The sequence below is a fragment of the Pseudonocardia sp. Ae717_Ps2 genome (genome assembly GCF_001932475.1).
Lineage (GTDB): Bacteria > Actinomycetota > Actinomycetes > Mycobacteriales > Pseudonocardiaceae > Pseudonocardia.
On the sequence record NZ_MCIS01000001.1, the window covers coordinates 5,806,870 to 5,832,280 of the forward strand.

Here is a 25,411-nt window from a genome sequence, read left to right on the forward strand (position 1 = left end):
GCCCGGGAGGAACGTGGGCCGACCGGCCACACTGGCTCCGGGTCCCGGCCCGGGTCGGTGCCGGGCCGCAGGATCTGCCGGACGACGAGCACGCACAGGGCGACGACCACGGCGTCGCGGACCAGCACCGTCACCAGGAAGGGCTCGGGGGGCAGCCCCTTGTTCGCGACGCCGAGGTACTGGTACATCCGCGGCACCCACACCAGCGCGTCGACGGTCATCCACGCCAGCAGCAGCCGCCAGCGCGGCAGGGCGAGCACCGCGAGCGGGACCAGCCAGAGCGAGTACTGCGGGCTCCACACCTTGTTCAGGAGCAGGAACGCCGCGACCGTCAGGAAGGCCAGCTCGGCGACCGCGGGCGGCCGCGGAGCGCGCAGCGCCAGAGCGGCGATCGCGACGAACGCCAGCGCCATGAGCACCGCGGTGACGGTGTTGAGCACGGTGGGGGACTGCCCGTCACCGAGCGGGCCGTCGAAGCCGGACCAGCCGGTGAACCAGTACAGCGAGTACCAGACCGAGTCCGGGTCGGCCGGGCGCGTGCGGTTGAGCAGGAAGAACTCGGCCCAGCCGCGGGGCCAGGCCAGCGCGACCGGGAGGTTCACCGCCACCCAGGCGAGGACCGCCGCCCCGATCGTCCAGGCGGCACGCGGGAGACCGCCGTCGTCGCGGCGTCGCCAGCCGACGAGCAGCACCGGCAGCAGGAGCAGCAGCGGGTAGAGCTTCGCCGCGCCGCCGATCCCGAGCAGCACCCCGGCCCAGACCGGCCGGTCCCGGCGCAGCGCGAGCAGCGCGCCGGTCGCGAGCGCGACGGTGAGCGTGTCGAAGTTGGTGAACGCGTGCACCACCACCAGCGGCGACAGCGCGACCAGCGCGGCGTCCCACGGGCGTTCCGGGCGGAGCATCAGCACCGCCCACACGACCACCAGCCAGGCCATGGCCAGCCAGATCGCGGTGACGTCGAAGTAGACGACGACGTCGAGCGCGGACGGCAGCGGCAGCCGCTCCGCCAGCCACTGCCAGCCGTCGGTCAGCTGCGCGTTGAGGTACTGGAACATCCCGGTGACGACCGGGTACTCCATGTACCGGGCGGTGCGGGAGCCGTCGGCGGCGGTCTCGAACCAGGCGTCGCGGTAGGGCACGGCGTCGTCGGCGAGACCCTCCAGCCCGTAGAGCGGGACGGTGTCGGAGTAGCACATCGCGACGTACTGGCGGTCGTTGCGCCAGTCCAGCGCGAGCGCACCGTCCGGGGTGCGGTACTCCTGCAGGCAGGCCGCCTTGCCCAGCCAGCCCAGCACCAGCACGACGACGGCGAACAGCAGCACCACCCGCAGCGGCGTCCACCACCGGGACCGTCCGACGAGTGCGTGCCGGCCCATCGGGCCGCCGACGACCCGACTGGCGGCGCGCGCCAACGGCTCGGTCCAGGTCGGGATGTCCCGGTCCCGGACGCCCGCCCCCGGCGCCTCGCGGGGGGCGGGCGGTGCGGCTCCGGGCCGGGCGCCTGCGGTCAGTTGTCGCCCCCGCGGCCCGGACGGTCCCGGCCCGCGTCGGAGCCCGGCTGACCGTCGCCGCCGCCCCCATCGCCCCCGTCGCCGTTGCCGCCGTCGCCGCTGTTGCCGTCGCCGGACGCGTCGCCCGAGCCGTCGCCCGAGGAGTCACCCCGGTCCGCGCGGTCACCCCGGTCGCCGTTGTCGCCGTTGTCACGGCCGTCGCCGGGCTCCTGGGTGGTGGTGGTCTGCTGCGCGTCGCCCTGCCCCGAGTCGTTCGAGACGGCACGCGCCGGGGCCTGACCGATCGGCTCGAAGTCGGAGAACTGCTCCACCGGGGTCCCCCGCAGCACGTCGGTCATGAACGACTGCCAGATCGAGCCGGGCAGCATCCGCCCGTAGACCGGACGTCCCGCGGAGTTCTTGATCGGGGAGTTGTCGTCGGTGCCGACCCACACCGCGGTGGACACCGACGGGGTGTAGCCGACGGTCCAGGCGTCGTTGTTCTGACCCTCGACGCTGCTCTGCACGGTGCCGGTCTTCGCGGCGACCGGACGCCCGTCCAGCCCGATCCGCGACGAGCTCGCGACGTCGGTCATGGACTCGGTGACGTTGCGGGCGACCTCGGCCGGCATGACCTGCTGACCGTTGTCGGTGCTGCCGCGGTCGTAGATGACCCGGCCGTCGCTGGCGGTGACCTTCGCGACCAGGAACGGGTCGCGCCGCATGCCGTCGGCCGCGAACGTGGCGTAGGCCGCGGCCATGTCCTCGGGGTGGACCTCGCGGTCACCCAGCGAGATGCCGCCGGTGGGGTTCGGCAGCAGGTCGGCGGGGATGCCCGCCTGGTGCGCGGCGTCGGCCACGCGCTGCGGGCCGACGTCGAGGCCCATCCGATAGAAGACCGTGTTGATCGACTTGGTCATGGCCTCCTTCACCGAGCACTGGCCGCAGCTCACGCCCTCGGAGTTGGTGACCGTGGTGCCGGCGAGCTCCTGGGGGGAGGAGCCGTCGTAGATCGTGCCGAGGCCGACCGGCGGGTTCGCCTGCAGCGCCGCCGCGAGCACGAACGGCTTGAACGACGAGCCGGGCTGCTTGAGCACCGAGGCGTAGTCGAGACCGACGCCGTTCTCCCCGCCGAAGTAGGCGATGACCGCGCCGGTCTTCGGGTTCACCGACACCAGCGAGGACCGCAGGTTGGCGGGCTGGCCCTCCATCACCTTCTGGACGGCCTTCGCCGCGTCCTCCTGGGCCTTCGGGTCGATCGTCGTGGTGACCGTCAGGCCCTGGGTGTTGATCTCGGTCTCGGAGATCCCGAGCTTCTCCAGCTCGGCGCGGGCCGCGTTGTAGATGTGGCCCTTGTCGTCACCGGGGATGCCCCCGCCCTCGGCCGCGGAGGCCTCGCGCCACTGCGGGAACCTCTGCTGCGCCCGGTCGGCCGGGCTCATCCAGCCCTGGGCGACCATGCCGTCGAGCACGAAGTTCCACCGCTGCTGGGACATCTCGAGGTTCTTCGCCGGGTCCCAGCGCGACGGCGACTGGATCAGCCCGGCGATCATCGCACCCTCGGAGGCGTTCAGGTCCTGGACGTTCTTCCCGAAGTACGCCTGGCTGGCGGCCTGGATGCCGTAGGCGCCGCGACCCAGGTAGATCGCGTTCAGGTAGTTGCCGAGGATCTGCTCCTTGGTCATCTCCTTGGACATCTTCGCGGCCAGCACGACCTCGCGGAACTTGCGGAACAGCGAGTACTGGTCGTTGCCGGTGGTCACCTTGATGTACTGCTGGGTGATCGTCGAGCCGCCGCCGATCCCGCCGGAGAGCTGGTTGATCACCGCCCGCGCGATGCCGGTGATGTCGAAACCGGGGTTGGAGAAGAACGTGCGGTCCTCGGCGGACAGCACGGCCTGCTGGACCGGCACCGGCACCTGGGACAGGTCGACGCTGGTCCGGTTGACGTTGTCCGGCCGCACGGTGGCCAGCGGGGCGCCGTCGGCGTAGGTGAAGGTCGCGACCTGGGTGACGGCGATGTCGTCGGCGGCGGGGACCGGGAAGACCAGCCAGCCGATCGCGAAGGCGACCAGCGGGCCGATCACCGCGACCGCGGCGAGCCCGATCAGCCAGCGCCGGAGCCGGCGACGACGGCCGGGCTTCTTCTTCCCGTCGCCGCCGTCGCCGGGACCGCGACCGTCGGAACGACCGGGCGGGCCGGGCGGCCGGCCGCCCCCGGCCCCACGACGGGGGGCCGTGGCCGGTGCCGCCGCGGCCGCCGCCGCACCGGCCGGCGGACGGCCGGTGCGCTGCGGGGCGGCCGTGCGCGGGCCGGCCTGGGCCGGCCGGACGACCGGGTCGAAGTGGCCGACCCCCGAGTCGTCATGGGTCAGCAGCGGCGGAGGGGGCTGGGGGACCGGGCGCGGCGGCGGTCCCGCGGGCGCGGGACGGCCACCCACCGGCGGACGGCCGGGGGGCGGCGGGGGCATCGGGGGACGGGCGCCCGCGCCCGGCCGGGGTGGCGGCGGGGGCATCGGGGGGCGGGACCGCGGGGGACCGGGGGGCGGGGGCGGCGGCGGGGTGCGCCGGGGGTCACGCTCGTCGTTCACCGGGCGGCTCCGTGGGATGCGGTGGACCGGATCCGCAGCAACCCGGGCCGGGGGTGCCCGGGGCCGAGGGGATCCGGCGTCGGACCGGCGCGGTGCACGCGGTCCGGGTGGTCGTGCTCGTCGGGCAGGGCGCCATCGGACTCAGCCACCCGCACTCCGCCGGCCACGGCGGGGGCGGCCGGTGCCGAGGACGAACGAGCGGACCAGGTGGTTCCAGCGGCACTCGGTGCACACCTCGACGACGTGCACCGAGAAGTCGGGCACCTGCGCCGCGAGCTGCTCGAGGTCCGCCGCGGAGCGGGCCGAGCCGGAGACGTGACGCAGACTCTCGCCGAACACCCAGGAGACCTGGGCGAGCTCGTCGTGCCGGCAGACCGGACAGGCCCGGTCGGCGGGGGCGCCGTGGAAGCGCGCGGCGCGGAGCAGGTAGGCACCCGCATCACACACCTCCTCACGGCCGACCCGACCGGCCCGGACGTCGGCCAGCAGAGCACGGCGCTGCAGGGCGTAGTCCACCACCTGTCGCGGGCTGAGCACCCGTCCAGGGTACGCGGGACGGACCCGCGGACCCATCGCCGTCCCGCACGGGGCCCTGCGGGCACGACCGTTCCGTACCTGGTCGGGGGACTCGTCCGGTCCGCGGTCGCCTGTGATCACGATCATCACACGGGCGGATCGATGTATCGGACCGATAGGGTGACCGGTCGGCGGTCCGCACGGAGGAGGTCGCGATGCTGGACTTCGCGGTCCTCGGCCTGCTCCAGGACGGTCCGCTGCACGGGTACGAGCTGCGCAAGCAGCTCGGTCGCCGGCTCGGCGGCTTCCGCGCGTTCTCCTACGGCTCGTTGTACCCGGCCCTGCGCCGGCTGCTCCGGGCCGGGTCGATCGCGGAGACCACCGACGAGGCGGGTGATCAGTACGGACGCACTCCGGGACGGCTGCGACGGGGCAGGCGGGTCTACCGCATCACCCCGGCGGGCCGGGACCGGTTCGCTGCCATGCTCGCCGAGGCCGGCCCCCAGGCCTGGGAGGACGGAAGCTTCGACGTGCACCTGGCGTTCTTCGCGCGGACACCGGCGGAGACCAGGATCCGGATCCTGGAGGGCCGCAGACGGGCCGTCGAGGAACGCCGGGACGGCCTGCGCACCGCGCTCGGCAGACCCTGCGAGGGCGTCGACCGCTACACCCGCGAGCTGCACCGGCTCGGGCTGGAGTGCTCCGAGCGCGAGGTGTGCTGGCTGAACGAGCTGATCGCGACCGAACGGGCCGAGCAGGATGCCACGGACGGCCGTGACGAGAGGACCTTCCCCGGCGGCGGGCCATCCCGGCCCGCGACCGGCGGGGTACGACAGGACGAGACAACAGGAGGAGCCTGACATGAGCCAGGTTCGGGTGGCGGTCGTCGGCGTGGGCAACTGCGCGGCATCGCTGGTCCAGGGGGTTCACTACTACGCGGACGCCGATCCGTCGACCCAGGTCCCCGGCCTGATGCACGTCGACTTCGGCGGGTACCACGTCCGGGACGTGACCTTCGTGGCCGCGTTCGACGTCGACGCGAAGAAGGTCGGTCAGGATCTCGCCGACGCGATCTCGGCCAGTGAGAACAACACGGTCAAGATCGCGGACGTGCCGCCGCTCGGGGTGACCGTGCAGCGCGGGCCGACCCTCGACGGTCTCGGCCGCTTCTACCGGGAGACCATCACCGAGGCCGACGGCGAGCCCGTCGACGTCGCGGCGGTGCTGCGCGACACCGAGGCCGACGTGCTGGTGTCCTACCTGCCGGTGGGCAGCGAGGACGCCGACCGGTTCTACGCACAGGCCGCGCTGGACGCGGGTGTCGCCTTCGTCAACGCGCTGCCGGTGTTCATCGCCTCGGACCCGGAGTGGGCGGAGAAGTTCCGCGCGGCCGGCGTCCCGATCGTCGGCGACGACATCAAGTCCCAGGTCGGGGCGACCATCACCCACCGGGTGCTGGCGAAGCTGTTCGAGGACCGCGGCGTGCAGCTGGACCGCACGATGCAGCTCAACGTGGGCGGGAACATGGACTTCCTGAACATGAAGGAGCTCGAGCGGCTGGAGTCCAAGAAGGTCTCCAAGACCCAGGCCGTCACCTCGCAGGTGGACCGGGACATGGGCAAGGGCAACGTGCACATCGGCCCGTCGGACTACGTGTCCTGGCTGGACGACCGCAAGTGGGCCTACGTCCGGCTCGAGGGCCGCGCGTTCGGTGACGTCCCGCTGAACCTGGAGTACAAGCTCGAGGTCTGGGACTCCCCGAACTCCGCGGGCATCATCATCGACGCGGTGCGGGCGGCCAAGATCGCCAAGGACCGCGGCATCGGCGGACCGATCCTGTCGGCGTCGAGCTACTTCATGAAGTCGCCGCCGGAGCAGTACCGCGACTCCGAGGCACGCGACAAGGTCGAGGCGTTCATCCGGGGCGAGATCGACAACTGATCGGTTTCTCGGTACAACGGCCCGGGGACGACCGCGCAGGTCATCCCCGGGCCGTTCCCGTACCGGAGACGTTCCGGAATCTGAAATTACCGATCCGGAATGTTCTCGTTATTCGTCGTGATCGCAGTCATGCAATGAATGTGTTCTGCGTCATTTAATCGAGCGATATCTGTTCGTAATGTGCGGTCCGGCCTTGCGCGACCACCGCCCATCCGGGGTGAGGGGTGCAGGGTCACCGCCGGGCGACGACGCGGGCGGGTCGTGAGCGCTGTCCGGTCTCCCCACCGGAACTCCCCCTTCGTACCGGCGTCCACGGGTCCCGCCCCGACCGCTCCTCCGGTGGTGCAACATCCCGAGGACCCCACCGTGCCCCAGCGTCATTCCGCTCCGGCGCTCCGCGTCGCCGTCGTGGCCACCACTGCCGCCGCGGCCGCAGTTCTGTCCGTGCTCCCCACCGCCACCGCGGCACCCACGGGCACCACCGCTTCCGCGGCACCCACCGCGGAGACCGTGACCCGTGCCGTCGCCCCGGCCGCGAACGTGCTGCCGACGCGCGGCGCGAACCCGGCCGCGCTCTCGGTCTCCTCCGCGGCGCAGGCCGCGGCCCCGGCCGCGCAGGCCGCCGCCGCACGCAGCGGCGCGATGTCGACCGCGCTGGCCCAGCTCGGCAAGCCCTACCGCTGGGGCGCCACCGGCCCGAGCGCGTTCGACTGCTCCGGCCTGGTCCGCTACGCCTTCGCCAAGGCGGGCAAGGACCTGCCCCGCACGAGCCGTGCCCAGGCCCAGGTGGGCACCCCGGTGTCGAAGTCGAACCTCAAGCCCGGTGACCTGGTCTTCTTCTACAGCCCGGTCAGCCACGTCGGCATCTACATCGGCGGCGGCCAGATCGTGCACGCCTCCACGAGCGGTCAGCCGGTGAAGATCTCCGACGTCGACCGGATGCCGTTCAACTCGGCCCGCCGGGTCTGAGAGAAGCGTGCGGCACGAAGCTCAGCGTCTGAGAGAAGCGTGCGGAACGAAGCTCAGCTCTGAACGCACCCGCTCCCCGGTACGACCGGCCCCGTCCGCGCGCAGGACGGGGCCGGTCGTCGTAGGTTCACCGGGTGACCGCTCCCCGCCGCCCGCTCGCCCTGATCACCGGTGCCTCCCAGGGCATCGGCGCCGCCACCGCCCGGCTGCTCGCGCCGCGCTACGACCTGGTCCTCGGCGGCCGGGACGAGAAGCGGCTGGAGGCCCTCGCCGATGAGCTGACCGAGGCGGGCCCGGTCGCGGTCCGCACCATGGCCGTCGAGCTCACCGACGACGACGCGCTGGCCACCGCCCTCGACGGCATCGACCGGCTCGACGCGCTGGTCCACTCGGCCGGGGTCGGGGAGCTGGGCACCGTCCAGGAGACCACCGCGCAGACCTGGCGCCACCAGTTCGACGTCAACGTCGTCGCGGTCGCCGAGACGACCCGGCTGCTGCTGCCCGCGCTGCGCGCGGCCGGGACGGACACCGGGGCCGACGTCGTGCTCGTCAACTCCGGCGCCGGGCTCACCGCCCGCCCGGGCTGGGGTTCCTACGCGGCCAGCAAGTTCGCGCTGCGCGCCTTCGGCGAGGCGCTGCGCGCCGAGGAGGCCGGCAACGGCATCCGGGTCACCTCCGTGCACCCGGGCCGGGTGGACACCGCGATGCAGGAGCGGGTCGTGGCCCAGGAGGCGGCCGCAGCCGGGACGGCGGACGGCGGGTACGACGGCTCGAAGTTCCTGCGCCCCGAGTCGGTCGGCGCCGCGATCCTGGCCGCGCTGACCGCGACCCGCGACGCCCACCTCACCGAGATCATGGTGCGCCCGCAGGGCTGAGGGCGGACTGCGCGCGCAGCTCGTCGAGCGCCGCCAGCAGCGGTGGCGCGGCAGCGGCGGCGTCCCGGACCACCGCGAGGATCGTCCGCACCGGCGTGGGGCGCACGACCGGCACCGCGCAGGTCCCGGCCGGCAGGTCGACGGCCCCGAGCCGGGGGAGCACGGTGACTCCGATGCCGGCGGCGACGAAGGCCAGCGCCGTGCGGTAGTCGTGGGCCTCGACGTGGAACGGCGGGCGGAACCCGGCGGCGGCGCAGGCCTCGACCAGGTTGCGCCGGCACCACCCGCGGGCGAAGTCGTTGTCCACCCATCGCTGCCCGGCCAGGTCTGTCAGGTCGACCTGCTCCGCCCCGGCCAGCGGGTGATCGTCGGGCAGCACCACGACGTAGGGGTCGTCGAGCAGGTGGTGTACCGAGAACCCGGGCCAGGCCTCGTAATCCGGTCGCTCGACGGCGATCTGCAGGTCCGAGCGGTCGGCCGGGTCGTCGGGCAGCCACTCGCGCAGGGCCAGGTCGAGTCGGACGCCCGGGAAGCCACCGGTCAGCCTGCGCACGACCCGCGGCATCCAGGCGGACCCGACGGAGGCGAAGTAGGCCACGGACAGCGACCCGGTGCGCCCGGTGCGCAGGTCCTCGACGAGCACCTGGGCCTCCCCGAGCCGGGCCAGCACCGCGTCGGCCTGTTCGGCCAGCAGCAGCCCGGCCGCGGTCGGCCGCAGCCCGCGGCCCACCCGCTCGAACAGCACCAGACCGGTCTCGCGGGCGAGCGCGGTGACGTGCTGGCTCACCGCCGACGGCGTGTACCCCAGGTTGGCGGCGGCGGACTGCACCGACCCACCGGCCACGACCGACCGGAAGATCATCAGGCGATGGGTGTCGAGCACCACCCGACCGTACAGCAGAACTGAATCCAAGAACAGAACATGTCGCTGGTGCTGAACCGTGGGCGGTCCGACGATGTCCTCATGACCACCGCGCACCTGGGGCTGCTCGCCCTCACCACGCCCGCCGTCCTCGCCGCGCTGTACCGGTCGTTCCGGGACCGACCGCGACGGTTGCCCGTCCGCACCGGCTACGACACCCGCCGGCCCACCCTGTGAGCCCCGCGACCCGGTCCCGCCTGCTGCCGCTCGCCGCCGCGGCCACCACCGTCGTGCTGTGGGCGTCGGCGTTCGTGGCCATCCGCGCCGTCGGTCACGACCTGTCCCCGGGTGCGCTGGCCCTGGGGCGGATGCTGCTCGGGGCCCTGACCCTGACCGCGATCCTGAGCGTCGTCCGCGCCCGGAGACGCACCTCCGGCCCACCGCTGCCCCGCGGACGCCTGCTGGCCGCGGTGGCAATCTGGGGTGCGGCCTGGTTCGGCGTCTACAACCTCGCGCTGAACGCGGCCGAGCGGCACCTCGACGCCGGCACCACCGCGCTGCTGGTGAACGTGGCGCCGGTGGTCGTCGCCGTCCTGGCCGGGCTGCTGCTCGGGGAGGGCTTCCCCGCGCGGCTGCTGGCCGGGATGGGCGTCGCGTTCGCCGGGGTGGTGCTGATCGCGGCCGCCTCCTCCGCCGGGGGCGTCGACCTGTCCGGGGTGCTGCTGGGGCTGCTCGCCGCGCTGGTCTACGCGGGTGCGGCCGTCGCGCAGAAGCGGCTGCTGCCCCGGGTGGACGCCCTGACGATGACCTGGACCGGCGCGGTCGCCGGTGCCGTCGCGCTGCTGCCGTTCCTGCCGTCGCTGGTCGCCGAGCTCGCCACCGCACCGGCGACGGCCGTCGCCGGCGTCGTCTACCTGGGGGTGTTCCCGACCGGCGTCGCGTTCCTGACCTGGGGGTACGCCCTCACCCGCACCACAGCGGGCAAGCTGGCCGCGACCACGTACGCGATCCCGCCGCTGGTGGTCGGACTGTCCTGGGCGCTGCTCGGGGAGGTGCCCGCACCGGCCGCGCTCGCCGGCGGCCTCCTCTGCCTGGTCGGCGTCGCCGTCGCCACCCGTCCGGCCGGGTCCCGGGGTCGGGGATCCTCCGAACGACCGACCCCGGTGACCGGCTCGGTCACTACGCTCGACGGGCATGGGGGAGTCCAGGGACGACGAGCGGTCCGTGCTGCGGGTGTCGGACGCCGAACGGAATGAGGTCGCGGAACGGCTGACGCTGGCGCACGACGAAGGCCGGCTGTCCCTGACCGAGTACGACGAGCGGTTGCAGCAGGCCTACGCGGCGACCGTCCGCGCGGATCTCGACCGGCTGGTCGCCGACCTGCCCGCGGTGGAGCGCACGGCCCTGCCGTCGGTGCGCGCCGAGACCGCGGAGGTGGAGAAGGCCGAGGCGAGGCGTGAGCACCTCACCGAGTGGCGGTCGTGGGCCGGCACCGCGGTCATCCTGACCGGCATCTGGGTGGTGACCGCGATCTCGTCGGTCTCCGACGGGGAAGGACCCCCGTTCTTCTGGCCGATGGTGCCGATGGGGATCTGGGCCGCGGTCCTCGTCGCACAGTTCTTCTTCGGCTCCGATGACGACGACGACGAGGACGACGACGAGGACGACAAGGACTGACGACGAGGACCGACGCGAGGACCGAGGCCCCGCGACGGCTGCCACGCGCCCCGGACCGGGCATAGAGTCGCCCCCGTGCTCGACCCCGCCCGCCTCGATCTGTCCGCGCTCGCGGACGCGCTCGAGGACCGCACGCCGGAGGTCACCTGGTACCTCGACCCGGCCGACGCCGAGGTGCACGGCGTGTCCGGCGGCACCCGGCCCGATCCGGACTGGGTGGAGATCCGGCCGGTGACCAGCCGGGAGTCCTATCGGGACATGTCCGACTTCACCGCGGGCGTGCAGCACCGCCGGGCCGCGGCGCTGCTGGACCGCGCGATCGACGGCCGGGGCGCGTTCCGCCGGTTCAAGAACACGCTGTTCGAGTTCCCCGAGGTCCGTGACCAGTGGTACCGCTTCCGCGACGCCCGTGCCCGGCGCCGGGCGGCGGACTGGCTGGTCGCAGCCGGCCTGATCGGTGCCGAGGACGGCGAGCGGATCAAGGCCCGCCACCCCGATCCGGACCCGTCCAACGACGACGTGCCCGCCGCCGTCGCCGACGACCTGGCCCTGCTCTACGGCCCCCGGCTGCGCCAGGTGCTGCTGTTCGGGTCCTGGGCCAGCGGGGAGGGCTCGGTCGAGTCCGCGATCGACCTGCTCGTGGTGCTCGACGACGACGGGGTCCCGATCCTGCCCTGGGAGGAGGTCCGCGCGATGGACGACGTGCTGTGGCAGCACACCCGGCGGACCGGGCTGACGATCAGCGTGCTGCCGGTCGGGCAGGGCGAGCTCGTCCGTGCCGCCGACCCGACGGTCGTGCGGGCCCGCGCCGAGGCGGTGCGGGTCCGGTGACCCGGCGGGTGCACGGCGGGCTCGCCCGGGCCCGGGTCGAGCTGGGCGGGGCCCGGGTGCTGGCGGAGAACGGCTTCGGCGACGCCGCGGTCTCCCGCGCGTTCCACGCCGCGTTCCGGGCCGCCGAGATCGCGCTGCTGGTGCTGGGGGAGACCCGCGCCGAGCACTCCGAGGTGGTCAGCGCGTTCGTGCGCCGGGTCGTGCGGGAACGGTCGCTGGACCCGCGCGCCGGTCGGCTGCTGCGGTCGCTCTACAACCGGCGGGCGCTGGCCGACCACTCCGACGCGACCGCCCCCGCCGCCGAGGCGCGCGCCGCTCTCGACGACGCCGCGTTCGTCCTCGACGCCGTGGAGGCCTGGCTCGCCGAGCCTGCCCTGTCCACGCCCCCGGCACCGGAGAACGGGGCGACCCGGCGGCCGGAGAAGCCGGTCAGGCGCGGGTCCCGGGCCTGACCGTCCGCAGCAGCGGCCGGCATCACGCGGGTCAGAAGAAGTCCCCGCCGAAGTCGGAGTCGTTGTCGAACAGGCCCCCGCCGTCGAAGCCACCGTCGGAGCCCGGGTCGGCTTCGTCGACCCCGCCGTCGAAGCCCGGGTCGTCGAGGGCGGCGCCGTCGGCGAACCCGTCGGCGTAGGCGGCCTGGTCGGCGCCGGCCATCCCGCTGAACAGCGAGGTGAACAGCAGCGCCGAGCCGACGCCCCAGGCCCCGGCGACGAGTGCGGGCTTCCACCAGGGCTCGGAGTACCAGCCGCGCGGCACCGGGCGCCCGGCGACGGTCCCGCCGGGGTAGTAGTGGCTGTTGCGGTCGGTCGGTCGCGGCGACGCGCCCAGGCTGCGTCCCTCCACCTCGACCTCGCGGTCCTCGGTGACCTCACCGGCGCGGGACTGGCCGGGCAACGGCGGCAGCTCGGGTCCGGGGTCCATGCCCATCGCTGTGCGTGCTGCACGGACGTAGTAGAGGCCCTCGTAGGCGGTCTCGGTGACCTGCCGGCACTGGGCGGGGGTCCGCGCCTGCTCCATCTGCGAGCCGGCCGCGGTGTAGCGCTCGGCCGCGTCGGCGAGCGCCTGACGGCTCGCCTCGTCGGTCCCGGTCAGGGCCAGGACCTGGCCGCCGAGCCGTTCCACCCAGCGCCGGGACTCGGCCTGGGCGTCGGCCAGGGCGGCGGCGGAGTCCGCGTTGTGCCGCCGCACCAGCCAGACGACGGCCGCGACGACGGCCAGCACCACGATCAGGGTCAGGACTGTGCTCATGACGGACCTCCTGCCCGCCTCAACGGGCAGGAGGTCGCCCGCGTTCCCTACCGGACGACGTTGACCAGGCGCCCCGGGACGACGATGACCTTCTTCGGCTCGGCCCCGTCCAGCGCGGCGACGACCTTCTCGTCGGCCAGCGCGGCCGCCCGGATGTCGTCCTGGCCGGCGTCGGCGGCGACGACGACCCGGGAACGGACCTTGCCGTTGACCTGGATCGGGTACTCGACGGTGTCCGCGACCAGGTAGCGCTCGTCGGCGACCGGGAACGGCGCGTAGGCCAGCGTGTCGTCGTGGCCCAGCTTCTGCCACAGCTCCTCGGCGATGTGCGGGGCCAGCGGTGCCAGCATCAGCACCAGCGCCTCCGCGACCTCGCGCTCGACCGGCGTGCCCCGCTTGGTCAGGGCGTTGTTCAGCTCGATCAGCTTCGCGGCGGCGGTGTTGTAGTGCAGCGCGGGGTAGTCGGCGCGGACGCCGGCGATCGCCTTGTGCACGGACCGCAGGATCTCCTCCGACGGCGCCGTGTCGACGACGGTGACCTCACCGGTCGTCTCGTCGACCAGGTTGCGCCACACCCGCTGCAGGAACCGCTGCGGGCCGACGACGTCGCGCGTCGACCACGGGCGGGAGGCGTCCATCGGACCGGTGTACATCTCGTACAGCCGGAAGGTGTCCGCGCCGTAGCGGTCGCACATGTCGTCGGGCGTCACGACGTTCTTCAGCGACTTGCCCATCTTCCCGTACTCCCGGGTGACGGGCTGCCCGTTCCACGTGAAACCGGCGGTGCCGTCCGCCCCCACGACCTCGACGACCTCCTCGGCCGGCACGTAGGTGCCGCGGGCGTCGGTGTAGGCCCAGGCCTGGATGTAGCCCTGGTTGAACAGCTTCCGGAACGGCTCCTCGCTGCTCACGTGGCCCAGGTCGAACAGGACCTTGTGCCAGAACCGCGAGTACAGCAGGTGCAGCACGGCGTGCTCGACCCCGCCGACGTACAGGTCGACGCCGCCCGGGTCGGCGACCGACCGCGCCGTGTCCTTGCCGATCCAGTACTTCTCGGCCTCGGCGGAGACGAACCGCTCGGTGTTCTCCGGGTCCAGGTAGCGCAGGTAGTACCAGCACGACCCGGCCCACTGCGGCATCGTGTTCGTCTCGCGGCGGTACTGCTTCGGGCCGTCGCCCAGGTCCAGCTCGACGGCCACCCACTCGTGCGCCCGGGACAGCGGCGGCTCCGGCTCGGAGTTCGCGTCGTCCGGGGCATAGGTCTTGGGCGAGTAGTCGTCGACGTCGGGCAGGACGACGGGCAGCTGGTCCTCGGGCAGCGCGATCGGACCGTGCTCGTCCCAGACGACCGGGAACGGCTCGCCCCAGTAGCGCTGCCGGGAGAACAGCCAGTCGCGCAGCTTGTACTGCACGACGCCCTCGCCCGCCCCCTTCGCGGCCAGCCAGTCGATGATCGTGCGCTTGGCCTCGTCGACGCCCAGCCCGTTCAGGCTGATCTCGTCGTTCGCGGAGTTGATGGTCGGGCCGTCGCCGGTGTAGGCGCCACCGTCCCAATCCGACGGCGGCGCCACCGTGCGCACGTGCGGCAGCCCGAACGCGGCGGCGAAGTCCCAGTCGCGGGTGTCCTCGGCGGGCACCGCCATGATCGCGCCGGTGCCGTAGCCCATCAGCACGTAGTCGGCGACGAACACCGGGACGGCCGCGCCGTTCACCGGGTTGGTGGCGTACGCGCCGGTGAACACACCGGTCTTGTCCTTGTTCTCCTGCCGGTCCAGCTCCGACTTGCGCGCGGCCTCGGCGCGGTACGCGGCGACGGCCTCGGCGGGCGTCGCGGCGCCACCGGTCCAGCGGGGATCGGTGCCGTCCGGCCACTGCGCCGGGACCAGCGAGGACACCAGCGGGTGCTCGGGCGCCAGCACCATGTAGGTGGCGCCGAACAGGGTGTCCGGGCGGGTCGTGAAGACCTCGACGGCGTCGTCGGAACCGACCACGGGGAACCGGACGCGGGCCCCCTCGGAGCGGCCGATCCAGTTGCGCTGCATCGCCTTGACCGACTCCGGCCAGTCGACCCGGTCGAGGTCGTCGGCCAGCCGGTCGGCGTAGGCGGTGATCCGCATCATCCACTGCTTCAGGTTGCGGCGGAAGACGGGGAAGTTGCCACGCTCGGAGCGGCCGTCGGGGGTGACCTCCTCGTTCGCCAGCACGGTGCCCAGGCCGGGGCACCAGTTGACCGGGGCCTCGGAGATGTAGGCCAGCCGGTGGCCGTCGATCGCCGCGCGCCGCTCGCCCTCGGACAGCTCGGCCCACGGACGGCCGTCCGGGGTCGGGCGGGTACCGGCCTCGAACTCGGCACGCAGCTCGGAGATCGGGCGGGCGCGGTCGGCGTCGGTGTCGTACCAGGACTCGAAGATCTCGCGGAAGATCCACTGGGTCCAGCGGTAGAACTCGACGTCGGTGGTGGACACCGAGCGGCGCGGGTCGTGGCCCAGGCCCAGCTGGCGCAGCTGCTGCCGGTAGCGGGCGATGTTGGTCTCGGTCGTCGTCCGCGGGTGCGTCCCGGTCTGCACGGCGTACTGCTCGGCGGGCAGCCCGAAGGCGTCGAAGCCCATCGGGTGCAGCACGTTGTGGCCGTTCATCCGCAGGTAGCGGCCCAGCACGTCGGTGCCGATGAAGCCCAGCGGGTGCCCGACGTGCAACCCCGCCCCGGAGGGGTAGGGGAACATGTCCATCAGGTAGACCTTCGGCTTCTCCGAGCCGGGCTGCCCCGGGTCGGGGGCGTGGAAGGTCTGCTCGGTCTCCCAGAAGTCCTGCCACTTCCGCTCGATGCGGGCGGCCATCTCGGCGTCGTAGCGGTACGCCGGTCGGTCCGCACGCTGCTCGGACGCGGTCGTGGTCTCGGTGCTCATGTCCGTCTCACCTCGGGGATGCCTGTCGTGACGGCCCGACTCGGGGCCCGGAACACGTCGCGGCCCCTCGTGCGCATCACGCAGGAGGGGCCGTCGCGGCGCCGTGTTGTGGCTACGACGCCGCGCCGGGAAGTCGGCGGGCCGTGCACATGTGACCAGGGTAGCCGGGGCGGGCGCCCCCGTTCCTCCGGGTTCTACCCTGGTCACGTGCCCACGACGCTCCGCCTGCTCCTCGCCGCCCTGCTCCTGCTGGCCGGGGTGGTCCTCGTCGTCCTCGCCGTGCTGGGAGCGACCGGCCGGCTGCCGCGCAACCGCTTCGTCGGTGTCCGCACCGCGGACAGCCTGCGGACCGCCGACGCGTTCGCGGTCGCCAACCGGGTGGCCGCGCCGCCGGTCGGGGCCGCCGGGGTGATCGCCCTGGTCGGCGGGACGGTGCTGCTGGCCCTGGACCGCCCCGGCGCCGCCCCGTGGGTGCTCGGCGCGATCGCGCTGGTCGGGACGGTCGTGCTCGCCGGACTCGGTGGCGCGGTCGGGGCGCGGGCCGCCGCCGCGGCGATCGCCGCGCAGGCCGCGGCCCCGAGCTGCGGCGGGGTCTGCGCCGGCTGCGACCTGGTGGCCGGCTGCCGCGACGCGACCGGCACCGAGCCGGGCTCCGAGCCCGGGGCCCGCACCGGCCTGTCCCACGAGGCCTGACCGGGCCCACCGGCCGCGGAAACCCGGCCCGCCGGTGAACGGGCCGACGAGCTCGTCGGTGACCCGGCCCCCGTAGAACCCGCCGGGCTGCGGGCGAACCGTCTCCCCGTCGAGGGTGATCCGCTCGAACGGCGCCACGTGCACCGCGACGCGGTCGGCCGCGTCAGTTCCAGGCCGGATCCCGCGGGAACGTGGCGAGCAGCGCCAGCGGGACGCCCTGACGGCGCAGCACCCGTTCCCACAGCTGGTCGTAGACGGTGGTCAGCAGGTCGTCGGGCAGGCCGGGGACGACGTACCAGTCACCCCGGGCGATCTCGCCACCCAACTGACCCGCGTCCCAGCCGGAGTAGCCGGCGAAGATCCGCAGGCCGCGCAGCCGCCGCGCGAGCGGGGCCGGGTCGGAGTCGAGGTCGACCAGCTGCACCGGCGGCCGGACCGGCATCAGCCCGCCGATCCCGCTGCCGGTCTCCCCGGTCCGAAGGGCGGCCAGGCAGAGCGCGGTGCGGGCCTCCACCGGCCCGCCGACGAACATGGTCCCGGGGTCGCTGGTGAGCCCGGCCCAGCGCGGGAGCACGTCCCGCACGGCGGCCTGGCCCGGCCGGTTGAGCACGACCCCGAGGCTGCCCTGCGGACGGTGCTCGATCATGTAGACGACCGTCCGGGAGAAGTTCGGGTCGCCCAGACCGGGGGCGGCGACGAGCAGACTCCCCGGCGTGACCGGGGGAAGAGCGGCGCCTCGCGTGGCGCGGTGTTCCCGCACAGGTCCATGTTCGCACCTAAGACGCGGACGCGGTTCTGCCACCCGTTCGCCGTAGCGTCGTACTCCAGACATGATAGTTCATACGTTCGTGTAGGACGTACGTCCACCGATGTGTACGTCCGTACAGGACGTACGTCCGGGTCAGAGGTTCTCGGCCGCCCAGGCCCGCAGCGCGGCCTCGGCCTGCTCGGCGTCCATCGGGCCCTGCTCCATCCGCCGCGCCAGCATGTGCCGGTAGGCCTTCCCGACCGCCGGCCCCGGCGGGATGCCCAGCAGCTCCATGATCCGGTTGCCGTCCAGGTCGGGGCGGATCGCGTCGAGCTCCTCCTGCTTGCGCAGCTCGGCGATCCGGTTCTCCAGGCCGTCGTAGTTGCGCTGCAGGGCCGCGGCCCGGCGCCGGTTCCGCGTCGTGCAGTCCGAGCGGACCAGCTGGTGCAGCCGCTCCAGCAGCGGCCCGGCGTCGGCGACGTAGCGGCGCACGGCCGAGTCGGTCCACTCGCCCTTGCCGTAGCCGTGGAACCGCAGGTGCAGGTAGACGAGCTGACACACGTCGTCGACCAGGGCCTTCGGGTACCTGAGCGCCCGCAGTCGCTTGCGGGCCATCTTCGCCCCCACCACCTCGTGGTGGTGGAACGAGACCCGCCCGTCCGGCTCCTTGCGCCGGGTCGCCGGCTTGCCGATGTCGTGCAGCAGCGCGGCCAGGCGCAGCGTGAGGTCCGGCCCGTCGGTCTCGCGCTCGATCGCCTGCTCCATCACGACGAGCGAGTGGGTGTAGACGTCCTTGTGCTGCATGTGCTCGTCGGTCTCCAGCTGCATCGCCGGGACCTCGGGGACGACGTGCCGGGCCAGACCGGTGTCGCAGAGCAGCTCCAGACCCCGCCGGGGGTGCTCGCCGAGCATCAGCTTGGTGAACTCGGCCTGCACCCGCTCGGCGGTGATCCGGGTCAGCTCGTCGGCCATCGCCGTCATCGCGGTGGTGACCCGCGCGGCGGGGGAGAAGCCGAGCTGGGAGACGAACCGGGCGGCGCGCAGCATCCGCAGCGGGTCGTCGGAGAAGGAGCGCTCCGGGGTGTCCGGGGTGTCCAGGACCCCCTGGGCGAGCGCGGCGAACCCGCCGTGCGGGTCGACGAAGCGGCGCTGCGGCCCGGTCAGCTCGACCGCCATGGCGTTGACCGTGAAGTCGCGGCGCACGAGGTCGCCCTCGACGGTGTCGCCGAAGCGGACCTCGGGGTTGCGGGAGGTGCCGTCGTAGGTGTCGGCGCGGAAGGTCGTCACCTCGAGGGTCTGCCCGTCGCGACGCAGTCCGACGGTCCCGAACGCGATCCCGGTGTCCCAGACCGCCTCGGCCCAGCCGCGGACGATCGCGAGGATCTGCTCGGGGCGGGCGTCGGTGGTGAAGTCGAGGTCGCCGGAGTCCCGGGTCGACGCGCCGGTGCCGCGCAGCACCGCGTCGCGGACGCTGCCGCCGACGAGGTAGAGCAGGTGCCCGCGGGCGGCGAACCGGGCGGCCAGCTCGTCGACGACGGCCGGGACGTCGAGCAGTGCGACCACGGCGTTCTCCTGTGCTCGCTGCAGCTCGTCCGGGTCCGGGGCGGATCCGGCCGGGGGCCGGGTCACCTGTCGGGCGGTGGAGGACGGGGACGACGAGGACACGACGGGCCAGTCTAGGCAACGCGCCCGGCCGCCGGGCACGGGTCCTCCGGTCGTCCCGCACCGTCCGACCGGTGATCGACGACGGGGCGACCGGGTGACGCCGCGGCCGCGGGCGGCTCGTCGACCCCCCTTCGGGCCACCTCCTCGTTACCATCGCCACATGTCCCCCTCCCGCGGCCGCTCCTCGGCAGGGCGCGGCGCGGAACCCGGCCGTGAGAGCCGGAGCGCACGCGCCGGCCGTGCCGGGCGCTCCGACCGGTCCCCGGACGGTCGTCGCCGGCTGCGCACGGTGGACGAGACGTCCGCCGGTGGGCTCGTCGTGCACCCCGAGACCGGCGCCGCCGCGCTGATCGGCCGGCTGGACCGCCGGGGCCGGTTGCTGTGGTCGCTGCCCAAGGGCCACATCGAGGCCGGTGAGACCGCGGAGCAGGCCGCGGTGCGCGAGGTGCAGGAGGAGACCGGCATCATCGGTGAGGTGCTGGCTCCCCTGGGCACCATCGACTTCTGGTTCGTCGCCGAGGACCGGCGCGTCCACAAGACGGTCCACCACTACCTGATGCGCGCCCTCGGCGGCGAGCTCTGCGACGAGGACGTCGAGGTCTCCGAGGTGGCCTGGGTTCCGCTCGACGAGCTCGAGGGCCGTCTCGCCTACGCCGACGAGCGCCGGCTGATCCGGCATGCGGCCGACCTGCTGGAGGAGACGGCGTGAGCCGGGTCGCGGCCCTGGTCGCGATCGTGCTCACCGCGGTGGTGGCGCTGTTCCTCCCCGCGGCGTTCCCGGCGGGCGCCCCGCAGGCGGCCGCCCGGGACAGTCCGGTGCAGCAACCGCTGCGGCAACCGGCCCAGCAGCCCGCCGCCCCGGTCCGGCTCGACGTCGCCACGATGACCCCGCGGGTGGTGACGTCGGCGGGGCCGGGCGAGCTCGTCGTCACCGGCACCGTCACCAACACCGGCCCGGGGACCGTCGACGACCTGTCCGTCCGGGTGCAGCGCGGGCCGGCGCTCACCGGTGAGGCGGCGCTGCGGACCGCGCTGGCCGGGGAGGCCGCGGTCGACGACGCGACGCCGCTGTTCGCCGACCTCGGCCCGCTCCCGTCGGGTGCGTCGGTCCCGTTCCGCTACGCCGTCCCGCTCACCGGGCCCCCGCAGTCGACGCTGGCGCTGCCCGGCCCGGGCACCTACCCGCTGCTGGTGAACCTCAACGGGACCGTCGACGGCGCGCCGTCGCGGCTGGCCGGGGTCCGCACGTTGCTGCCGGTGTCGTCGCTCCCGGGGGCCGCGTCGCCGCCGGCGCCGGGGGCCGCCGCGCCGGTGACGATGCTGTACCCGATCACCGACCCCCCGCGCCGGGTCCCGCCGCTGCCCGGCGAACCGCCGCTGCTGACCGACGACGACCTCGCGGTCTCCTTCGCCGAGGGCGGGCGGCTGCGCGGCCTGGTCGAGGCGCTGGGCTCCGCGGCGCCCGCCGGGTCCCCGACCCGGTCCGCGCTCTGCCTGGCGATCGACCCCGAGCTCGTCGCCACCGCGGCGGCCATGCGCGACGGCTACGACGTCGTCACCGGCCCCGACGAGTCCGAGCCGGGGCGCGGCGCGGAGGCGGCGGGCCAGTGGCTCGCGGCGCTGACCGCGGCCGCGCGCGGGACCTGCGTGATCGCCCTGCCGCCGTCGGACGCCGACCTGGTCGCCCTGGTCCGCGGCGGTCAGGCCGACCTCGCCCGGACCGCGCTGGACAGCGGCCGCCGGACCCTGTCCGCCGAGCTCGGGACCACGGTCCTCGACGGCGTCGTGTGGCCCGTCGACGGCGTCGTCGACGAGGCGACGCTGGACGCGCTCGGCGGTGGGACCCGGCTGCTGCTCACCGCCGACGGGGTCACCGGCGCGACGGCGTCGGGCCGGGTGAGGGTGGGCGGCTCCGGCGGCGCCGGCCGGGACGGCGACGAGTCCGCGCTGCTCACCGACCCGCTGCTCACCGAGGCCGCGACCGGACCCGCCGGTGTCGAGGTGCAGCAGGGGGCCGCGGGCGGGCTCGCCGGCCAGGACCTCGCCGGGGCGCTCGCGCTGCGCGCCGGGGAGGCCGACGGGCCGCTGGTCGTCGCGCCGCCGCACCGCTGGGCCGCGGACGGACCGGCCGCCGCCGGAGTGCTGACCGCCCTGACCTCGCTGATCGAGGACGGCCGGATCGCCCCGACCGGCCTGCCCACCCTCACCGGGGGCGAGATCCGGACCGGCGGGACACAGCTGTTCTACCCACCGCAGGCCGGCGGCGCGGAGATCCCGGGGAGCGTCGTGTCCGGGGTGGCCGACCAGGTCAGGACGATCGAGGCGCTGCGCGCCGCGGCCGAGGCCCGCACCGGGGTCGGGGCGAGCCCCGCCGACGTGTTCGACCCGCTGGTGACCGGCACCCTGCGGGCGGTGTCGTCGTGGTGGCGGGGCGACCCGGCGCGCGCCGAGCAGGAGCAGACCGTCGTCGCCGACCGGGTGGCCCAGATCCGTGCCTCGGTGCGGGTGGTCGAGCCGCCCAGCCCGTACTCGCTCGGGACCAGCGACGCACCGCTGCTGATCACCGTCGCCAACGGGCTGCCGGTGACGATGAACGTGCGGGTGGTGCTGTCGAGCACCACCGGTCTGCGGGTCGCCCCGATCGAGGTGCAGGCGGTACCGCCGCGCGGCCGCGTCCAGGTGCGGGTCAGCGCCCAGGTCACCCGCTCCGGGGTGTTCAGCGTGGACGCCGGTCTGCTCACCCCGGACGGCGTCGCGCTCGGGCCGGACACCCGGCTGCGGGTCCGGTCGACCGTCTACGGGACGGTCACCGTCTGGCTGACCGCGATCGCGGGCGGCGTCCTCGTGGTCCTGGTGGTCCGACGGGTGCTGCGCAGGCTGCGTCCGGCCGCCGCACCCGGTCCGTCCGGTGGCCCGGGACCCGGCCCCGGACCGGGCCCGCCCCCCGACGCCCCCGTGCCACCGGGGCCTGCGCCGTCCGGACGCGCCCACCGCTCCTGAGCCCGGGACGGACGTCGGGGAGACATCGGGGGAGGGATCGGGGGAGACAAGGAACACCGACGTCGTTCGCCGTACGGTATTGACCGCTCGTCGCATCACCCCTGCTTCCGGGCGAATCGCGAGGATGGGTGGGCAAACCGATCGGCACCCGCCGCCGAAGACAGGGGAGACGGGTCCGGGGGCGTGTTCTCGGCTCGTCCGCATCCGACCGAGTGCCGTAGGCTGACGCCGGACACGACACCGAGCGCCAGGGGAGGGCGAGGCCGTTGAGCGGGCAGATCGGCGAGCGCACTGCCCGGACCGGCCCCCACCCCGTCGAGGACGACGTGGCACCTCGTCCGCACCCGTCGCTCGACCCCGTCGACGCCGCGGCGACCGCCGACGCGCCCGGGACCGCCGGGGCGCCCGCGGACGAACAGCCGACGGCCGCCGTTCCCGCCGTTCCGGCCCAGGCCCGGCCCACCGAGCGCATCCCGGCCGTCCGCGAGACCGCGAGCACGACGGCGGGTTCGCCGCTCACCGAGCGCTACGTGCTCCGCCAGCGGATCGGGTCCGACCCGGCCGCCGGGGCGGAGTTCTGGCGCGCCGAGGACACCGTGCTGCGCCGTCCCGTCGGCGTCACGCTGCTGCGCAGGCTGCCCGCAGACGACCGTTCCGACGACCCCGAGGGCACCGCCCGCGCCGGCGAGATGATCGTGCGCGCCCTGCGCTCGGGCTGCTTCGAGCACTCCGGCAGTGCCCGGCTGCTCGACGTCCTGGCCCCGGGCACGCACGGCCTGCCGGCCGACGTCCTGGGCGCCGCCGTCGCCGAGTGGGTGCCCGGGCGGTCGCTGGCCGAGACCGTGGCCGAGGGCCCGGTCCGCGCGCAGCGGGCCGCGAAGGCCGTCGAGACCCTGTCGGCCGCCGCCACCGAGGCCCACCAGCAGGGCCTGGTCCTCGGCTGCGACCACCCGCAGCGGGTCCGGATCACCCCGGACGGCCGCGCCATGCTGGCCTTCCTGCTCCCCCGCCCGTCGGTGTCCGCCGCCGACGACGTCCGCGGGCTCGGCGGGATCCTCTACTGCCTGCTCACCCGGCGCTGGCCGCTGTCGGTGTCCGACGCCGCCCGGGCCGGGCTCGTCGCCGCCGACCGCACGCCCGCGGGCCGGCTGCGCCCGGCGTCGCAGCTGCGCCCCGGGGTGCCGCTGGAGCTGGACACGCTGTGCAGCGGAGCGCTCGGCCAGGGCGACGGCGTCAGCCGGGTGCACACCGCCGCGGCGATGCACCGGATGCTGGCGGACGTCGTCGCGGAGGACGCCGACCAGGCGTTCTTCCCGCCGGTGCACGACGGCGCCCCCGCCGAGCCGGACGACGTGTGGCAGGACTCCGACCGGCTGCCCGACACCCGCAACGACCCCCGGCGCCGCCGCAACCTGCGGATCGGTCTCGGAGTGCTCGCCGTCGGTGTGCTGGCCCTGCTCGGGTGGGTGGCCGTGCAGCTGGGCATGTTGTTCGGTGGCGGTGGCACCCCGCCGGTCGTGATCCCGCCCGCGGCGAGCGCACCGGTGCAGCAGCAGGTGCCCGCCCCGCAGGGCCCGGCCGCGACGTCGGGGACGGGCGTCGCGGTGCAGGGCGTGTCGGCGACGGTGTTCGACCCGGTCGGCGACGCGGACAACGCCGGCACCGTCGGCAACGTCGTCGACGGCGACCCCTCCACCGTGTGGAGCACGAGCCGCTACTTCCAGCCCTTCCCGGCGCTCAAGCCCGGGATCGGTGTGCTGGCCTCGTTCGGCGCCGCCGAACCGCTCACCGGGCTCACCATCGACTCGCCGACCGCGGGCGCGGTCGTGCAGGTCCGCTCGGCCCCGTCCGCCGCGCCGACGCTGGCGGACACGACGCTGCTCGACACCGTCACCCTGTCCACGGGACGGACGACGGTGGAGCTCGACCCGAGCCGCCCCACCCAGCACGTGCTGCTGTGGATCACGAACCTGGGTCCGAACAACCAGACCCAGATCGACGACGTCACCTTCCGCCGCACCGCCCCCTGAGCCGACCCGTTCGCGATCGCGACGGACCGGCCCGGCAACGCCCGTGGGCACTCCGTCGCGCTGCCTACCGTGCGCGGGTGACGACCGTCGACCGGATCCCGGACCGGGCCCAGCCCGATCTGGACGAGATGTTCCGGAGGTATGCCGACCGGCTCTGGTCGGTGGCCCTGCGGATGCTCGGCGACCGGGCCGAGGCCGAGGACGCGGTGCAGGAGGCGTTCCTGTCCGCGCTCCGCTCGCCCGGGTTCCGTGGTGATGCGGCGACGGGGACGTGGCTGCACCGGATCCTCGTGAACGACTGCGTCGACCGGCTCCGCGCGGCCGGACGGCGGAGGGACCGGCTGCGGACGCTGGAGGCCGTCGTCGCGGCCCGGGACCACGCGGGCGGGCTCGTGGTGCGGCTCGCCGTCTCCGACGCGCTGGCCCTGCTGCCGGCGGACCAGCGGGCGGCCCTGGTGCTCGTGGACGGCCTCGGCTACGGCGTCGCGGAGGCGGCGGAGATGCTGGCCGTGGCGCCCGGGACGGTGAAGAGCCGCCGGGCCCGCGCACGGGCCCGGCTGGCCCCTGTGTTGCGGGAGGACGAGGGATGAGTAGTTCTCACCGGTTCGACGACAATGAGGGCCGCGCCAATCGTCAGAACGACGACAACCACGCAGCACCTGCTTCGTGTCATGTCGACGAGGAAGACCTCGTCGAGGTCGGAGCCCGGGTGGCCCGGGAGCTCGGCCCGGTGGCGATGCCGGACGACGTGGCGGCGCGGATGCGGGCACGGCTCGTCGCGGAGGCGTCGGGGAGCGCCACCGGACCGCACTCCCACGCGCTCCCGGTAGGCGGGAGCGGCCCGCTGAGGACCGCCGGACGCAGCGCCGCCCACAGCCTCCGGGGCACCCCCTGGCGGGCGCTCGCCGTCGCCGCGGCGGCGGTCGTCGTCTCCGTCGCCGGTGCGGCCGCGCTCGCCCCCACGGTCCCGGAGGTCGTCCCGGTCGCCGGGACCGCGCCGGAGGAGCTCCGGTCCGCCGCCGCGGGCGCGGCGGCACCCGTCGGTGCGCTCGACGACCCCGCCCGGGTCCGCGCCTGCCTCACCGCTGCCGGCGCCGCCCGGCCGGACGCGCCGTTCCTGGCGGCCCGCCCGCACGCCGTGGACGGCCGTCCGGCGGTCCTGCTGGTCCTCGGCGCACCGGAACGGGGCCGCTACCGGCTCGTCGTCGTACCACCGGACTGCGGGCCGGGCTCCGCACGGGTGCTCGCCGAGACCACCACCGGCTGACCCGGCAGGGCACCGGCGACGCCCGCGTCACCCTGGCCACGTTCGGCGGGACCGACGGGCGGGAATGCCCCTGTCTAGGATCGCGTTCGAGCCATACGGCAG

General features: G+C 74.5%; 23 protein-coding genes and 1 pseudogene. 15 read left to right on the forward strand and 9 right to left on the reverse strand.

Annotated features, from left to right (window positions below; genetic code table 11):
* Window positions 1–371: 371 nt before the first annotated feature.
* From Ae717Ps2_RS35485 to Ae717Ps2_RS26840, 4 genes and pseudogenes are all read right to left on the reverse strand, one after another.
* Window positions 372–1,376: pseudogene (locus Ae717Ps2_RS35485) on the reverse strand (glycosyltransferase family 87 protein); the annotation flags it as partial.
* Between the two features lie 131 nt (window positions 1,377–1,507).
* A complete protein-coding gene (locus Ae717Ps2_RS26835) occupies window positions 1,508–3,961 on the reverse strand; it encodes a transglycosylase domain-containing protein (protein WP_084786219.1) in 2,454 nt (817 codons plus the stop codon).
* 116 nt (window positions 3,962–4,077) lie between these two features.
* Window positions 4,078–4,230 carry a hypothetical protein gene (locus Ae717Ps2_RS37475; protein WP_158071549.1) on the reverse strand — a complete coding sequence of 51 codons (153 nt, stop codon included), beginning with the start codon at window positions 4,228–4,230 and terminating at the stop codon, window positions 4,078–4,080.
* Window positions 4,223–4,618, reverse strand: coding sequence for a DUF5318 family protein (locus tag Ae717Ps2_RS26840; RefSeq protein ID WP_075312604.1), 396 nt, complete (start codon window positions 4,616–4,618; stop codon window positions 4,223–4,225). Before Ae717Ps2_RS26840 ends, Ae717Ps2_RS37475 begins: the two co-directional genes overlap by 8 nt.
* Window positions 4,619–4,812: 194 nt before the next feature.
* Between Ae717Ps2_RS26840 and Ae717Ps2_RS26845 the strand changes: the two genes are divergently transcribed.
* The 4 genes from Ae717Ps2_RS26845 to Ae717Ps2_RS26860 all read left to right on the forward strand — a co-directional run bounded on the left by Ae717Ps2_RS26845 (window position 4,813) and on the right by Ae717Ps2_RS26860 (window position 8,382).
* Window positions 4,813–5,457 carry a PadR family transcriptional regulator gene (locus Ae717Ps2_RS26845; RefSeq protein WP_060714214.1) on the forward strand — a complete coding sequence of 215 codons (645 nt, stop codon included), beginning with the start codon at window positions 4,813–4,815 and terminating at the stop codon, window positions 5,455–5,457.
* 1 nt (window position 5,458) lies between these two features.
* Window positions 5,459–6,538 (forward strand): inositol-3-phosphate synthase, encoded by a 1,080-nt coding sequence (locus Ae717Ps2_RS26850; RefSeq protein ID WP_043276188.1) that lies wholly within the window; start codon window positions 5,459–5,461, stop codon window positions 6,536–6,538.
* A 366-nt stretch (window positions 6,539–6,904) separates the two neighbouring features.
* Window positions 6,905–7,507 carry a C40 family peptidase gene (locus tag Ae717Ps2_RS40550; RefSeq protein WP_020621922.1) on the forward strand — a complete coding sequence of 201 codons (603 nt, stop codon included), beginning with the start codon at window positions 6,905–6,907 and terminating at the stop codon, window positions 7,505–7,507.
* Between the two features lie 134 nt (window positions 7,508–7,641).
* The gene (locus Ae717Ps2_RS26860) at window positions 7,642–8,382 is read left to right on the forward strand and encodes an SDR family oxidoreductase (RefSeq protein WP_075309319.1); all 741 of its coding nucleotides are present in this window, start codon (window positions 7,642–7,644) and stop codon (window positions 8,380–8,382) included.
* On the opposite strand, the gene Ae717Ps2_RS26865 is transcribed toward Ae717Ps2_RS26860, so the two are convergent.
* The gene (locus tag Ae717Ps2_RS26865) at window positions 8,360–9,265 is read right to left on the reverse strand and encodes a LysR family transcriptional regulator (RefSeq protein WP_075334389.1); all 906 of its coding nucleotides are present in this window, start codon (window positions 9,263–9,265) and stop codon (window positions 8,360–8,362) included. The two genes, Ae717Ps2_RS26860 and Ae717Ps2_RS26865, sit on opposite strands and share 23 nt — an antisense overlap.
* Before the next feature lie 81 nt (window positions 9,266–9,346).
* On the opposite strand from Ae717Ps2_RS26865, the gene Ae717Ps2_RS39910 reads away from it, so the two are divergent.
* From Ae717Ps2_RS39910 to Ae717Ps2_RS26885, 5 genes are all read left to right on the forward strand, one after another.
* Window positions 9,347–9,481, forward strand: coding sequence for a hypothetical protein (locus Ae717Ps2_RS39910; RefSeq protein ID WP_255407963.1), 135 nt, complete (start codon window positions 9,347–9,349; stop codon window positions 9,479–9,481).
* A complete protein-coding gene (locus Ae717Ps2_RS26870; RefSeq protein WP_083695419.1) occupies window positions 9,478–10,500 on the forward strand; it encodes a DMT family transporter in 1,023 nt (340 codons plus the stop codon). Before Ae717Ps2_RS39910 ends, Ae717Ps2_RS26870 begins: the two co-directional genes overlap by 4 nt.
* Window positions 10,439–10,921 (forward strand): DUF1707 domain-containing protein, encoded by a 483-nt coding sequence (locus Ae717Ps2_RS26875; protein ID WP_075309317.1) that lies wholly within the window; start codon window positions 10,439–10,441, stop codon window positions 10,919–10,921. Before Ae717Ps2_RS26870 ends, Ae717Ps2_RS26875 begins: the two co-directional genes overlap by 62 nt.
* Before the next feature lie 75 nt (window positions 10,922–10,996).
* Window positions 10,997–11,752, forward strand: a complete 756-nt coding sequence (locus Ae717Ps2_RS26880; RefSeq protein ID WP_020621928.1) for a UPF0158 family protein — start codon at window positions 10,997–10,999, stop codon at window positions 11,750–11,752.
* The gene (locus Ae717Ps2_RS26885) at window positions 11,749–12,204 is read left to right on the forward strand and encodes a HEPN domain-containing protein (protein ID WP_075309313.1); all 456 of its coding nucleotides are present in this window, start codon (window positions 11,749–11,751) and stop codon (window positions 12,202–12,204) included. The genes Ae717Ps2_RS26880 and Ae717Ps2_RS26885 overlap by 4 nt, the downstream gene beginning before the upstream one ends.
* A 31-nt stretch (window positions 12,205–12,235) precedes the next feature.
* Here the strand turns inward: Ae717Ps2_RS26885 and Ae717Ps2_RS26890 are convergent, their stop codons facing one another.
* Together Ae717Ps2_RS26890 and leuS are read right to left on the reverse strand one after the other, a co-directional pair.
* Window positions 12,236–13,000 (reverse strand): hypothetical protein, encoded by a 765-nt coding sequence (locus Ae717Ps2_RS26890; RefSeq protein WP_075309311.1) that lies wholly within the window; start codon window positions 12,998–13,000, stop codon window positions 12,236–12,238.
* Window positions 13,001–13,047: 47 nt separating this feature from the next.
* Window positions 13,048–15,906, reverse strand: a complete 2,859-nt coding sequence (gene leuS / locus Ae717Ps2_RS26895; RefSeq protein ID WP_075334026.1) for a leucine--tRNA ligase — start codon at window positions 15,904–15,906, stop codon at window positions 13,048–13,050.
* Window positions 15,907–16,113: 207 nt separating this feature from the next.
* Between leuS and Ae717Ps2_RS36435 the strand changes: the two genes are divergently transcribed.
* Window positions 16,114–16,599: an SdpI family protein gene (locus Ae717Ps2_RS36435; RefSeq protein ID WP_020621930.1), complete on the forward strand. Its 486-nt coding sequence runs from the start codon at window positions 16,114–16,116 to the stop codon at window positions 16,597–16,599.
* 163 nt (window positions 16,600–16,762) lie between these two features.
* Here Ae717Ps2_RS36435 and Ae717Ps2_RS26905 read toward each other — a convergent pair whose 3' ends face one another.
* Window positions 16,763–17,359, reverse strand: coding sequence for a YqgE/AlgH family protein (locus Ae717Ps2_RS26905; protein WP_020621932.1), 597 nt, complete (start codon window positions 17,357–17,359; stop codon window positions 16,763–16,765).
* A 141-nt stretch (window positions 17,360–17,500) separates the two neighbouring features.
* Window positions 17,501–18,976: a CCA tRNA nucleotidyltransferase gene (locus Ae717Ps2_RS26910; protein WP_075334027.1), complete on the reverse strand. Its 1,476-nt coding sequence runs from the start codon at window positions 18,974–18,976 to the stop codon at window positions 17,501–17,503.
* Between the two features lie 196 nt (window positions 18,977–19,172).
* Here Ae717Ps2_RS26910 and Ae717Ps2_RS26915 point away from each other — a divergent pair, with 196 nt between their 5' ends.
* The 5 genes from Ae717Ps2_RS26915 (at window position 19,173) to Ae717Ps2_RS26935 (ending at window position 25,309) form a co-directional block, all read left to right on the forward strand.
* Window positions 19,173–19,721: an NUDIX hydrolase gene (locus tag Ae717Ps2_RS26915; protein WP_043276193.1), complete on the forward strand. Its 549-nt coding sequence runs from the start codon at window positions 19,173–19,175 to the stop codon at window positions 19,719–19,721.
* Window positions 19,718–22,012 (forward strand): DUF6049 family protein, encoded by a 2,295-nt coding sequence (locus Ae717Ps2_RS37480; protein ID WP_075309305.1) that lies wholly within the window; start codon window positions 19,718–19,720, stop codon window positions 22,010–22,012. Before Ae717Ps2_RS26915 ends, Ae717Ps2_RS37480 begins: the two co-directional genes overlap by 4 nt.
* Before the next feature lie 266 nt (window positions 22,013–22,278).
* Window positions 22,279–24,042, forward strand: a complete 1,764-nt coding sequence (locus Ae717Ps2_RS26925) for a protein kinase family protein (protein ID WP_075309303.1) — start codon at window positions 22,279–22,281, stop codon at window positions 24,040–24,042.
* A gap of 77 nt (window positions 24,043–24,119) precedes the next feature.
* Complete coding sequence (locus Ae717Ps2_RS26930; RefSeq protein ID WP_020622546.1) at window positions 24,120–24,632, forward strand: sigma-70 family RNA polymerase sigma factor; 513 nt, start codon at window positions 24,120–24,122, stop codon at window positions 24,630–24,632.
* 119 nt (window positions 24,633–24,751) lie between these two features.
* On the forward strand, window positions 24,752–25,309 hold the full coding sequence (locus tag Ae717Ps2_RS26935) for a hypothetical protein (protein WP_075309301.1): 558 nt from the start codon (window positions 24,752–24,754) through the stop codon (window positions 25,307–25,309).
* The last annotated feature ends 102 nt before the right edge of the window (window positions 25,310–25,411 follow it).